Source organism: Liquorilactobacillus mali, assembly GCF_001437155.1.
GTDB classification, from domain to species: domain Bacteria; phylum Bacillota; class Bacilli; order Lactobacillales; family Lactobacillaceae; genus Liquorilactobacillus; species Liquorilactobacillus mali_A.
Genome location: NZ_JQAR01000002.1, coordinates 187,909 through 200,877 on the forward strand (window position 1 = coordinate 187,909; position 12,969 = coordinate 200,877).

14 protein-coding genes and 1 tRNA gene are annotated in these 12,969 nt (G+C 36.8%); 12 read left to right on the top strand and 3 right to left on the bottom strand.

Going from position 1 to position 12,969, the window contains the following annotated elements; genetic code table 11:
* Positions 1–648 carry an endonuclease III gene (gene nth, locus IV36_RS01915; protein ID WP_056990521.1) on the top strand — a complete coding sequence of 216 codons (648 nt, stop codon included), beginning with the start codon at positions 1–3 and terminating at the stop codon, positions 646–648.
* Between the two features lie 97 nt (positions 649–745).
* On the opposite strand, the gene yidC is transcribed toward nth, so the two are convergent.
* Positions 746–1,657, bottom strand: coding sequence for a membrane protein insertase YidC (gene yidC, locus IV36_RS01920; RefSeq protein ID WP_056990522.1), 912 nt, complete (start codon positions 1,655–1,657; stop codon positions 746–748).
* A gap of 109 nt (positions 1,658–1,766) precedes the next feature.
* Positions 1,767–2,039 carry an acylphosphatase gene (locus IV36_RS01925; RefSeq protein WP_056990523.1) on the bottom strand — a complete coding sequence of 91 codons (273 nt, stop codon included), beginning with the start codon at positions 2,037–2,039 and terminating at the stop codon, positions 1,767–1,769.
* A gap of 97 nt (positions 2,040–2,136) precedes the next feature.
* On the opposite strand from IV36_RS01925, the gene IV36_RS01930 reads away from it, so the two are divergent.
* The 11 genes from IV36_RS01930 to IV36_RS01980 all read left to right on the top strand — a co-directional run bounded on the left by IV36_RS01930 (position 2,137) and on the right by IV36_RS01980 (position 11,984).
* On the top strand, positions 2,137–2,910 hold the full coding sequence (locus IV36_RS01930) for a TrmH family RNA methyltransferase (protein ID WP_056990524.1): 774 nt from the start codon (positions 2,137–2,139) through the stop codon (positions 2,908–2,910).
* Positions 2,911–3,011: 101 nt separating this feature from the next.
* Positions 3,012–3,512 carry an HD domain-containing protein gene (locus IV36_RS01935; protein ID WP_056990525.1) on the top strand — a complete coding sequence of 167 codons (501 nt, stop codon included), beginning with the start codon at positions 3,012–3,014 and terminating at the stop codon, positions 3,510–3,512.
* A gap of 88 nt (positions 3,513–3,600) precedes the next feature.
* The gene (locus IV36_RS01940) at positions 3,601–3,942 is read left to right on the top strand and encodes a winged helix-turn-helix transcriptional regulator (RefSeq protein ID WP_056990526.1); all 342 of its coding nucleotides are present in this window, start codon (positions 3,601–3,603) and stop codon (positions 3,940–3,942) included.
* Between the two features lie 475 nt (positions 3,943–4,417).
* The gene (gene pheS / locus IV36_RS01945; protein WP_056990527.1) at positions 4,418–5,464 is read left to right on the top strand and encodes a phenylalanine--tRNA ligase subunit alpha; all 1,047 of its coding nucleotides are present in this window, start codon (positions 4,418–4,420) and stop codon (positions 5,462–5,464) included.
* 6 nt (positions 5,465–5,470) lie between these two features.
* Positions 5,471–7,879 carry a phenylalanine--tRNA ligase subunit beta gene (gene pheT / locus IV36_RS01950; protein ID WP_056990528.1) on the top strand — a complete coding sequence of 803 codons (2,409 nt, stop codon included), beginning with the start codon at positions 5,471–5,473 and terminating at the stop codon, positions 7,877–7,879.
* Positions 7,880–8,030: 151 nt separating this feature from the next.
* Positions 8,031–9,164 carry an endolytic transglycosylase MltG gene (gene mltG, locus IV36_RS01955; RefSeq protein ID WP_056990529.1) on the top strand — a complete coding sequence of 378 codons (1,134 nt, stop codon included), beginning with the start codon at positions 8,031–8,033 and terminating at the stop codon, positions 9,162–9,164.
* Between the two features lie 23 nt (positions 9,165–9,187).
* Complete coding sequence (gene udk, locus IV36_RS01960) at positions 9,188–9,844, top strand: uridine kinase (protein WP_056990530.1); 657 nt, start codon at positions 9,188–9,190, stop codon at positions 9,842–9,844.
* A gap of 25 nt (positions 9,845–9,869) precedes the next feature.
* The gene (greA, locus tag IV36_RS01965) at positions 9,870–10,346 is read left to right on the top strand and encodes a transcription elongation factor GreA (protein WP_056990531.1); all 477 of its coding nucleotides are present in this window, start codon (positions 9,870–9,872) and stop codon (positions 10,344–10,346) included.
* Between the two features lie 256 nt (positions 10,347–10,602).
* A complete protein-coding gene (locus IV36_RS01970) occupies positions 10,603–11,019 on the top strand; it encodes a hypothetical protein (protein WP_056990532.1) in 417 nt (138 codons plus the stop codon).
* Between the two features lie 69 nt (positions 11,020–11,088).
* Complete coding sequence (locus IV36_RS01975; protein ID WP_056990533.1) at positions 11,089–11,838, top strand: NADPH-dependent oxidoreductase; 750 nt, start codon at positions 11,089–11,091, stop codon at positions 11,836–11,838.
* A gap of 58 nt (positions 11,839–11,896) precedes the next feature.
* A tRNA-Ser gene (locus IV36_RS01980) sits at positions 11,897–11,984 on the top strand.
* A 575-nt stretch (positions 11,985–12,559) separates the two neighbouring features.
* Here the strand turns inward: IV36_RS01980 and IV36_RS01985 are convergent.
* Positions 12,560–12,841: a hypothetical protein gene (locus tag IV36_RS01985; protein WP_056990534.1), complete on the bottom strand. Its 282-nt coding sequence runs from the start codon at positions 12,839–12,841 to the stop codon at positions 12,560–12,562.
* Between the last annotated feature and the right edge of the window lie 128 nt (positions 12,842–12,969).

Sequence of the window (12,969 nt, forward strand, 5' to 3'; positions counted from 1 at the left end):
ATGTTATCTGATGAAGAATGTTTGAAAGCAATTGAAATAATGGGTGAATCATTTCCCAATGCACATTCTTCGCTTGTTGCGGATACAGATTTTCATTTCTTATTAGCTGTTATTATGAGTGCTCAAACAACTGATAAAGCAGTGAATATATTAAGTCCTAAGCTTTTTGAAACCTATAGGACACCATATGACTTAGCAGAGGCTAATGTTGCTGATGTGATGACATTGATTAAAACGATTGGTTTATATCGTAATAAGGCAAAATATCTGGTTGCATGCGCTCAAAAAATTGTTTCTGATTTTAATGGAATTGTTCCGCAATCTCGTAAAGAACTGATGTCATTGCCGGGTGTTGGTAGGAAAACCGCGGATGTTGTCATGGCTGAATGTTTTGGAATACCTGCAATTGCCGTTGATACCCATGTTACAAGGGTATCTAAGCGCCTTAGAATGGTTGCACAAGATGCGGATGTTCTAAAGATTGAGCGGACATTGATGAAAAAACTTCCAGAATCTATTTGGATTGCTGCACATTTTAGAATGATATATTGGGGACGATACCAGTGTATGGCTAGATCACCTAAATGTGAAAGCTGTCCACTGCTCAAAATGTGTGCGGAAGGAAAACGGCGTGTTGGGGAAAGTTAGTACCATTTATATATATTAATAAGGGGACTGTGCCAAAGTTTAATTTTAGCACAGTCCCCTTATTAGTGAATGGAAACCTATAAACAGCTATTATTTGTTACGATGCCTGTTTTCCTGCGTTTCGCAAGCGGTTATTATTAGGTCTGTCAGTATCATTATTACTTTTCTTTTTAACTTCAGTTTTTTCGACCACTGGAGTTACTACTTTCTTGGGTGGATTTTTCTTTAATTCAGCTGCAACTTCTGCACGAATCTTTGGTCTCATTGCATTTACCAAGATAGTTTGTAAGCAAGCAAAGATTCCGCCGACAAAGAAGTATAGTCCAAGACCAGCTGGTGAGACAAATGTCATACCCCCCAACATGATAGGGGTGATAAAGAGCATTGATTGCATTTGTTTCTTTTGTTCGGGAGCAATGCCAAAAAGTGAGAGATAGGCTTGTAGGCCATAGATCAAAACTGTCAAAACAGCAAGAATAATACTTGGATTTCCAAGGTTAATTCCCATGAAAGAAGTCTTTGACAATTCAGGTGAATACTGGATCGCTGCGTATAAGGCCGCAAAGATCGGCATTTGGATAAGTAATGGTAAACACCCAATGCCACCTGTCATAGAGATGCCATTCTCACGATATAGTGCCATCATTTCCTGACTAATTGCTGTTTTTTCTTCAGCTGAAGAAGCATTTTTTTGTCGTTCCTGAATAGCAGCCATTTGTGGTCGAACGGAAGCCATTTTTTCCTGCTGGACTGTTGCGCCCTTAGCTTGTTTTAACATTAAAGGCATAAGCAACATTCTTACGATAAAGGTAATTGCTATTATTGCCCAGCCATAACTGCCGCCCATTACGCTTGTTAGCCAATTGATAACGTGTTGTGTAGGTATAGCCAAATGGTCATAAATCAAGCCATAAGGTTTACCACTTTTGGTTCTTTGTACACAGCCACTCAAAATCAAAGAAGCAGCAACGAATACTGGTAATATAGTAAGGCGTTTCATTTTTTTCATTGTATTGTTCCTTTCAAATAAACTACGCTACTTACTATACTTTATATACGATACTTTTTCAATTACACTTAGTAATATAATAATTAATTAAGAAATATTGGATTCTTAATTAATAGACAACATTGAATGAAGTGTAATTTTTTATACTATTATCAGCGATATCGTAATTAGATACATGACCGCTTGGAGTAGGAGAGGCGATAATTCTTTTTGCGAAACTATGGATTGCCTGTGGGTCACCCTGTGCCTCAATGTAGACAGAACCATCACTTTGATTTTTTACTATTCCATTTATGTTTAATTGGTCTGCTACCATTTTTGTACAATACCTGAAGCCAACCCCCTGGACCCTGCCATGGACTGTTATTTTGATAGATTTCATGATAAACACTCCTTTACTTCATTATATATTAGTATGATTTAAGTTCATCGTTATATGCTATACTTGGTTAGAAATTATTAAATTGGAGAAGATATTGATGGAGATTATTCAATCACCCCAGAATAAACAGGTTAAGGAATGGAAAAAGCTTTCTTCCAAAAAAGGGCGTTTAAATCAAAAACTATACATTTTGGATGGATGGCATCTTGTTAAAGAAGCGATTCAAGCCAACGAAAGCATTAAGCGTTTCTTAATTGTACCAGATTCACGATATATTGATGAATTCAATGAATTTAATTCAACAAAAGCAGAGGTTACATATATTTCATCGGAGGTTGCACATGCCATAAGTGAGACCCCTAGTCCACAAGGCATTTTTGCAATTATTATGATTGATGATTCTAGGAATGTGCTACCAGCAGATCTAACTGGTGCGTGGTTGTTACTTGATAGTGTCCAAGATCCTGGAAACATTGGAACTATGATTCGGACGGCAGATGCTGCAGGTTTCAGAGGTGTTGTGTTTGGAGACGGTACCGGTGACTTGTATCAGCCAAAAGTTGTTCGTTCAATGCAGGGAAGCCAGTTTCATTTAGAATTGCTGCAGTCTGATTTGGAGACCTTTATTGCCGAACTAAAGAAGAATGGTATTCCTACATTTGGAACTGAGTTAAACAAAGATGCTAAGAGTTATAATGAGATTGGTAAGTATTCTGATTTTGGATTAATAATGGGCAATGAGGGCAATGGTGTCCAAGCAAAGCATTTGAAGTTGACTAAGTATAATTTGTATATTCCGATTATTGGTCAGGCAGAATCTTTGAATGTGGCAGTGGCTGCTGGAATCTTGATGTATACTTTAAAGAAATAATTATTAAGATTAGTTTACAAACTTGCAAGATTAATATTTAAGAATTGCAAATTATACAAATTTGGGTATGATAGAGGTAACTTTATTAAGAGGGGTATTGCATGAAAAAAAATGAATGGCAAGATGATTCAGAATATATGAGCTATGTAGGTGAACTTATTGAAACTCCAGAGGTTCAGCGGTTAGCGGATTTTAGACAACATTATTTTTCAAATCGTTTGGAGCATTCGATTGCAGTCTCCTTTGATAGTTATCGAATTGCAAAAAGGATGCATTTGAATGCTCGTGCGACTGCGAGAGCTGGTCTGCTTCATGATTTATTTTATTATGATTGGCGCACAACTAAGTTTGATAATGGTACACATGCATGGATTCATCCACGAATTGCTGTGCGAAATGCAAAAAAAATTACTAATTTGTCGGCAATGGAACGTGATATCATAATCAAACATATGTGGGGCGCAACTGTGGCTCCTCCTCGTTACCTTGAGGGTTACATCGTGACAATGGTTGATAAATATGAGGCAACCTCTGAAGTCAGCGTACCTTTGTTTAACCGTTATGAAGGACTTTTAAAGAAACATTTGAAATTTGTGAAATAATTAAATTGAAAAAACTTTGCCTTTTTATTTGACGGTGAGGCTTTTTTCGTGTAATTATGGGTATGATAATATAGTTTTGGAGGTGAAGATGGTGCAAAAAACAGTTGAAACCTATGTTCAATGTCCACGATTTGAAAAAACTTTCGGTATTCTGGGAAGGAAATGGAATGGACTAATAATCGATGTTCTATTAACTGAAGGACCTCTGCGTTTTCGTGATCTTGCTAACAAGGTCGATAAATGCAGTGATAGAGTTTTGGTTGAACGTCTTAAAGAACTTGAAGAAGAGGGACTCTTGGAACGTGTCATATATGAGGATAGCTGCAGGCCAGTTTATAGTTTAACTGAGCGTGGTGAAGATCTTCACTGTGTTATGAGTGAATTGCATGATTGGGCAAAAAAATGGTACACGCTTGATGATTGCAAGTAGGACTTGACGGATTACACGTGAGAGTATAGACTCTATAAAGAGTAAAGACATTGACGGAAGATAGTAGGATTTTTATTATAGTCAGAGAGGAATATGTTAGCTGCGATTATTCCATATAAGATTATCTGAATTTCATTTCCTTAGTTGCCATCGGGATTTAGACATAATGAATGATGTGCCGCTTACATGGGCGTTAACATGAAAGTGCTGGATAGTGATGACTTTTGTGTTATTGCTGCTAGAACAAGGGTGGTACCGCGAGACCTCGTCCCTTTGATGGGACGGGGTCTTTTTGTCTTGAAAAAAATATTTTTTGAAAAAGAATAGCCGAGTAAAATGTTTTTTTACCATTGTTACGATCAGCTCTTCGTACTTAATACATATATGTCTGTTCTGACTATGTTTGCAACTTGTGTTGGTACGTGAGAGCAGTCTCACAAGAGTAATGCTCTGTTAAAAAGAAAGGAAAAAACAAATGGACTTAAAAGATAGATTAACAGAATTAAAAGCCAAGGCTTTAAGTGAAATTGATACTGTTGAAGATTTAAAAAAGATTAATGAAATTAGAGTTAATTTATTGGGTAAGAAAGGCCCCATCACAGAAGTACTGCGCGGAATGAAGGACCTTTCAAAAGAGGAACGTCCTGTTGTTGGTAGCTTGGCAAACAAAGTACGCGATGAATTAACAGAAGCAATTACGCAGCGCCGCGAGAAATTAGAAATAATCAAAACTGCCAGAAAGCTTGAAAAAGAAAAAATCGATGTTACTTTACCCGGTGTTCCAGTCAAGGCAGGGCAGCCACATATTATAATGCAGGTTATTGACCAACTTGAGAAGCTTTTTCTTGGAATGGGTTATCAAGTGGTGGACGGACCTGAGGTTGAGGAAGATCATTATAATTTCGAAATGATGAACTTACCTAAGGATCATCCTGCACGTGATATGCAAGATACTTTTTATATTACCGAACAAATTCTGATGCGTACACAGACTTCTCCAGTACAGGCTCGGACTATGGAAAAACATGATTTTACAAAGGGTCCATTGAAGATGATTTCACCGGGTAAGGTGTATCGCCGTGATACTGATGATGCAACACATTCTCATCAATTTCATCAAGTTGAAGGGCTTGTTATTGACAAGCATATAACAATGGCTGATTTGAAAGGAACCTTGCAGATCATTGCTCGGACTGTTTTTGGAGATGAACGTGAAATCAGATTACGACCGAGTTATTTTCCATTTACAGAACCTTCAGTGGAAGTAGATGTTTCTTGTTTTAAGTGTGAAGGTAAAGGCTGTGCTGTATGTAAGCATACTGGTTGGATTGAAGTTTTGGGAGCTGGAATGGTTCACCCCAATGTTCTGACAATGGCAGGTGTTGATTCGGAAATCTATGGCGGTTTCGCCTTTGGTTTGGGTCCAGATCGTTTCGCTATGTTAAAATATGGGGTCGATGATATTCGTGAGTTTTATTTAAATGATGTTCGCTTCCTATCACAATTTGCGCAGAAAGGATAAAGACAAATGAAGGTTTCTACAAAGTGGCTCAAAGATTATATTGATTTAGATATTAATCCAGAAGAATTGGCCGAAAAAATTGAAAGAACGGCAGTTGAAGTTGATAGTGTATCTAGACTTGATAAAAAATTAAAAAAGATCGTGGTTGGCTTTACTGTCGAAGTTAGGAAACATCCTGAATCGGATCATCTTAATATTTGCAAAGTTGATGTCGGGGAAGATGACTTATTACAGATTGTTTGTGGAGCACCAAACATTGCTGCAAACAAGAAAGTGATTGTAGCGTTACCTAATTCGAGAATTGCTGGGAATGTTAAAATCAAAAGAAGCAAGATGCGTGGAGAAGTTTCCGAAGGAATGATCTGTTCACTTCAAGAAATTGGCTTTTCAGATAGCGTCGTTCCAAAAGCCTATGCTGATGGAATATATTTCCTCCCAGATAATGCCAAACCAGGTGAACCAGTATATTCATACTTGGGGATGGATGAAGATATCATAGATCTTGATGTCACACCAAATCGGGCAGATATGCTAAGCATGAGGGGAACGGCCCACGAATTAGCAGCGATTTACGATAAGAAGGTAAATTTAAAGAAACCTGAATTGAAAGAAGATTCAACTGATAATGTTTCTAATTATATTCAAGTAACAGCTGATAAGGAGTTGGCTCCAACTTACTTACTGCGTGTTATCAAAGATGTGCATGTTAAAGAAAGTCCAATGTGGCTGCAAAAACGTCTATGGAATGCTGGTATTCGTCCAATGAATAACGTTGTTGATGTCACAAACTATATCTTATTGGACTATGGGCAACCATTACATTCTTTCGACTATCAAAAAATTGCTGGTAAAAGGATCGAGGTTCGTCTCGCTAAACCAGGTGAAACATTGCAAACACTCGATGAAGAGGAAAGAGAGCTTTTATCAAGTGATATTGTGATTGCTGATAATAATGGTCCCATTGCACTAGCAGGTACAATGGGTGGACTAAATAGTGGTATTTCGGCGAATTCACAAATTATAGCTCTCGAAGCTGCAGTCTTCAATTCATCAGCTATTCGTAAGACTGCTAGAAAACATAATTTGCATAGTGAAGCTGCTATGAGATTTGAGCGTGGAATTAATCGTGAAACAGTTGCAGAAGCATTGGATATGGCAGCACAATTGATTGCTGAGTTAGGAAATGGGGAAGTTGTTTCAGGATTTGCAGTTGGTGCGCAAGCTAATGTCCAGTCTGTAGTTGTTACCATTACGGCAAAAAAAATTAACGATGTATTGGGAACTGGATTACAAGATGCAGAAATCAAGGACATTTTTGAGAGACTTGGCTTCGGTGTTGAGGAAAAGGCGGGAGCTTTCAAGGTTTCTGTACCTGCAAGAAGATGGGATATCAGCATTCCAGCTGACTTAATCGAAGAGGTTGCAAGAATTTACGGTTATGATAATTTACCAGCAACCTTGCCTAGTGGTGAATTAACACCCGGAAAGTATACGTATAAACAGCAAGTAATTCGTGATACAAGAAGCATCTTGGAAGAATCAGGATTGATGCAGGCAATTTCTTATGGACTGACTTCGGATAAGAAAGCACAGAGATTTATGATGGAAGATGCCCAGCCAACTAAGTTGGATTTCCCGATGAGTTCAGATAGAACAACTATCAGGATGAACCTTATTAGTGGTTTATTAGATGATGTCGCTTATAATAATGCTCGTAAAGTTTCAGATGTGATGTTATATGAACAGGGACGCGTTTTTTATCGTGATGCGAACAGTGATCGACCACGCGAAGTTGAACACGTGGCTGCGGCAATGACGGGATTATATTCAGCACAGTCTTGGCATGATGAGAAAAAGCAGATAGATTTTTATGTTGCCAAGGGCATTGTTGAACACCTGTTAACTAAGCTAGGGGTCACTGGTATTAGTTACGAAGCGTCGCAAAGACATGAGGAAATGCATCCTGGTAGAACAGCTGATATCTTCGTGGGTAATCTCTTTATTGGATTTATAGGCGAAGTTCATCCAAACATTTCAAAGGAATACGGGATAGGAAGAACGTACGTCTTTGAACTTGATTTGCAAAAGATTATTGATTTCAATAACGAGTTGATTGTATATCAACCTGTTTCAAAATATCCTGTCATCACTCGAGATGTTGCGCTAGCTGTAAGCAAGGATATCGAAAACGCTGATATTATTAACTTCATCAAAGCACAAAGTGGGAAAATTTTAAGCAAAGTTCAGCTTTTTGATGTTTATGAAGGAGCTAAAATAGGTATTGAACAAAAATCATTGGCCTATGAACTAACATATAGTGATAGCTCGAAGACCCTAGCAGATGATGTTGTTAATGCTGATTTTGAAAAAGTAATGAGTAAATTAAAAGAGAAATTTAATGTAGAGATCCGCTAATTTGATACGAAAAAGCTATGGATAATAGAAGTCTATGGCTTTTTTCGTATAAACTAATTTTTTATATATTAAGTAATTTTGAATCTTGGTGCAAATTCAAGCAATCTTATGTATAATGTAATAGATATTGTATTTCGAATGGAGGGATACTTTGAATAACAAGAATGAGGACAATATAGATTTGCAAGAAAATAAAAATAACGATAATAAACTTTTCGCGAATCGAATTGTTCGAGGAGTGTTGCTCCTGATAGTTGTTTTATTAGTTGTAATAGGAATTATCGGCCATCATTACTTCGAAAGTGCGAAACAGCCATTGAATCCTGAGAGCAATAAGGTGATCGAGGTTAAAGTACCAATTGGCAGCACAACTAAGCAGATTGGAAGTATTTTAGAGAACAAGAATGTAATCAAAAGCGGTTTCGTTTTTGATTATTATGTCAAAGCAAAGAAGTACGGTCAGTTCAAGGCAGGCTATTATGAATTAAAACCTTCCATGACTTTAAAACAAATAGCTCTTAAGCTGCAAAAGGGTGGCGCAAGTGAGCCTCAAAATTCTGGAAAAGTACTCATTCGAGAGGGTGTAACGGCTGACCAAATTGGTGATGTCATTCAGAAAAAAACACGATTTAAGAAGAAAACCTTCTTGGCGTTATTGAATAATAAAAATTTCTTAAATGAACTAAAAGAAAAATACCCTGATTTGTTAGGATCAGCAGTGGATGCTAAAGATGTAAGATACAAGCTAGAGGGTTATTTGTATCCTGCAACTTATACTGTTGGGAAGAAAAGCACATTGAAACAATTAGTTACCTCAATGGTCATGAAAACTGATCAGATGTTGAGACCTTATTATTCACAAATCAGTGAAAAAGGATGGACTGTTCAAAAGGTAATAACACTTGCTTCACTAGTAGAACGAGAAGGCGTGACTGACTCGGATCGAAAGAAGATTGCAGGTGTCTTTGAGAATAGATTGGACAAGAATATGAAGATACAGTCAGATATATCTGTCCTGTATGCCCTTGGGAAACACAAAAAATCGGTTACTTACAAGGATTTGAAGGTCGATTCACCTTACAACTTATACAAGAACACAGGTGTGGGTCCAGGACCATTCAATAATCCAAGTATTGATTCGATAAAAGCAGTGCTGAATCCAACTGATAGGGACAAAGATTATTTGTATTTTATCGCAAACATTAAGACTGGAAAGGTCTATTATTCACAAACATACGCCGAACATCAGAAATTGACAGCTAAGTTAGAAAAAGATAATAATTAAAATAAGCAAAGGGGAAACAAGAGATGACAGCAAATTCGGGCAAAAAACGACCTGTTATTATTGGAGTTACAGGGGGCTCGGGCAGTGGCAAAACTTCTGTAAGTATGGCGATATTTAACCAGTTAAAGCAACATTCCCTTTTGATGGTTCAAGAAGATTCATACTATAAAAATCAAAATGATATGCCTTTTGAAGAGCGTATAAAGGTTAATTATGACCATCCGGATGCTTTTGATACTGATTTGCTGATCGAACATCTGAAAAATCTTTTAAACTGGAAGCAGGTAGCGGTTCCGGTGTATGATTATAGTGCGCACACTAGGAGTGACAAAGTACTAATAAAAGATCCACAGGAAGTAATAATTGTTGAAGGGATTCTGGTACTTAATGATCAACGCCTTCGTGATTTAATGGACATTAAAGTTTTTGTTGATACTGATGATGATATTAGAATTATTAGACGAATAAAAAGGGATACTGAAGAACGCGGGCGTTCCTTGGAATCAATAATTTCACAGTATTTGCGGACGGTTAAACCCATGTATCATCAATTTATTGAACCCACTAAACGATATGCAGATATTATTGTGCCTGAAGGCGGTGCGAATCAGGTAGCGATTGATTTATTAACAACGAAGATCCGTGATGTTCTTCGTCATAATAGACATTCGCACAGTTAATTTATTTTGAGAGGAGTCATAAGATATGGCAGAAGAAAAAACATACCCCATGACAATTGAGGGAAAGCAGAAATTAGAAGAGGAATTAAACACACTCAGGACGACAAAACGCTCGGAAATTATTGAGCGAATCAAGATCGCACGCAGTTTTGGCGACTTGTCTGAAAATTCTGAATATGAGTCAGCAAAAGATGAACAGTCTTTTGTTGAAGGACGAATAAAAACAATTGAACAAATGTTGAATCACGCAGAAATTATTGATAATGGCGATATTGATGCGGATGAAATTGCTGTTGGAAAAACGGTAACTTTCCAAGAATTGCCCGATGAAGAACCGGAAACATATTCAATCGTCGGGGCTGCGGAAGCAGATCCATTTGCTGGTAAGATATCAAATGAATCACCGATTGCGAAGGGGCTGGTAGGCCATCGTTTGGGAGAGGTCGTTGAAATTGAAACACCAGGTGGCTCAATGAAAGTTAAGATTACTGAAGTTAAATAAGATCCAATTGAGGAAAGTGAGACATAAGACGGTAAAAGTTGAGTACTAACGCGAATTGCGAGCATGACTGGTAATTTGTTGTAGGTAATTCAACGTTAGACGGAAATTTTAACCTATGGGACACGTTTATCCCAAATAATAGAGGAGTAGGTCAAACACCAAATTTTGACCTGCTCTTTTTTGCGTTTAAATCGCTGTACATTATTTTATTACAAAATTTTGGGGTATAATATGCGAGTGAAAGGGTTGTTAATATATGAAAAAATCAATACTTATTTATGGTTGTATTACTGCTTCTTTGGCTGGCATACTATTGTACAGAAGGAACAAGAAAAAAGTTCTCGTAAAAGATAATCTTGAAAATCATTTGCTAGAAGAACCTGTCGGAGAAAAAGCAAATATTAAAAATAATCTGGTACGTATTACTGATGGACCTGATTTGATAAAAATACATAATAAAAGTGATGCGGTTTCCACAGTTGAAGCGCAATTGGGTAACAATGACGGAGATTGGACTTGGAACTGTCTATGGTGTGATGATGAAAAATTTTTTGTGAAGGCAATTTCTAAAACCGCACTTGCAGAAGGTTCAATGACGGGGACAGCATATTCTGTATTCGTGTACCGTGATGGGTCAGTCAAAGAAGATTCGTTTGAGTTAAATTTTGAATAAAAGATTCCTAGATTACGAATCAAGTGGTAGAATTGTATCATCATTTTATATGAAGGAGTGTTGTTCCAGATGATTAAGAATTCAACTATTGATAAGCAGGTTACTCATAAAACAATTAGAGCCTTTAAAGACCAGACACTAACAAAAGACCAGTTAACTATACTGGTAGATGTGGCGAGGCACACTTCATCAAGTATGTTTATGCAGCAATTTTCCATATTACATATTACCGATGAACAGAAACGGATGAGTATTAGACAAATATCTGGGCAAAAATATGTCGGTGCAAATGGTGACTTATTTATTTTTGTAGTCGACTTACACCGGAATCAAAGTATATGGCATCAATTAGGTAAAGATGATGGCAGACTGCATCAAACAGATATTTTTTTGCAGGGTGTAGAGGATACTGTTCTGGCAGTGCAAAATATGGTTAATGCGGCCGAAAGTATGGGATTGGGGGCAGTTATTTTAGGAAGCGTTAATAATAACCCAAAAGAATTGTTAGAAGTATTAAACCTACCTAAGATGACATTTCCAATACTTGGATTACAAGTTGGAATAGCAGATCAAAAACCACAATTGAAACCACGATTGCCTTTAGATGCGATTTTCTTTGAAAATGATTATCATGAGATTAACGTTTCTGATTTAAAAGAATATGATGAGGTCGTACAAACATATTATGATTTGCGGGATTCTAATCGCCGAATTGATTCATTCACGAAACAAGTAAGTTCCAAGAAGTTAGGGACGAAGAAGACTCTGAGGGATGAGTTATTAGAAGTTTTGCATGAGCAAGGGCTATGCCTAAAATAATTAGTTTATGATTGCATTGCATTCCACCCTGATAATTGATATAATATTTATCGTTGTTGGAGAGTTGGCAGAGTGGTAATGCACCGGACTCGAAATCCGGCGAACCGGCTTATACCGGCGCGCAGGTTCAAATCCTGTACTCTCCTTATTTTATTAATTTTATTTAATTATATACATCTAGAAACGTTGGTATATCAACGTTTCTATTTTTTTACTTACGTTAATATACGTTATTTTTACAATGTTGTGCGCACAGGTTATAAAATTTTGGTTTCATTTTTGACCGATTTTGGCACAAAAATATCGAGAGTTTTTTCACTCTGATAATTATATACTGGATGATTCTCTAGAAATAGTAGGAGCGGTCTAACTAAATCAGTCGGGTGTTTTCTTCTTGAAAGAGGAAGTAATATATATCAGGAAAGGTTTCTGATACATCTGAGATTAGTAAAGAAGATTTGTTACCAGATATGACTAACCAGCAACAACAGATATATGGATTGCGATATTATACAAATGATTATTATGATTGGTGAGTTACTAGATTCGGTGTTGAAGAGAATGTAAGTTAACAAAAAAGCAGAAATTTTATTAGAGCGAACTGCTCCGCAAATATTCCGCTTGAAAAATGTTTATTAATGTATTGTAGCCAAGCAATTACAAAAGAACTAACAAGATTTGTGGAGAATGAAAGATGATACAGATAGTTCGTATAAGCTAGCTATTTTTCTTTGGTGTCTTCATCCTGAGATTGTAGACTTTTTAAGATTTTGTCATTTTGAGCTAGTAATACCCAATTTTGTTCAACTATAGCTCTTAAATATGTTGCGATCGCTTTTTCGTTACCATAGTCACTAGATATTATTTTCTTGCTATTTCTTAAGAGTTGTTCATCGTCAAGCTCATTTAAAATATTTTTGACCTGCCATAGTGAGTCATCATTCAATTCAGATAATCCTCTGTCCTCTAAAATGCCTGCGATGTTCTTATTGTTGAATAGCATATTTTTCACCTCCTGTATTATGTCTTATAAGTACATATTATCACATAAGTGTAAATATTTTAAGTAATGCGAGTTGCTCTTATCCTAGTATTTGGTACACAAATATTTAGACAGTTGTGCCATAATAA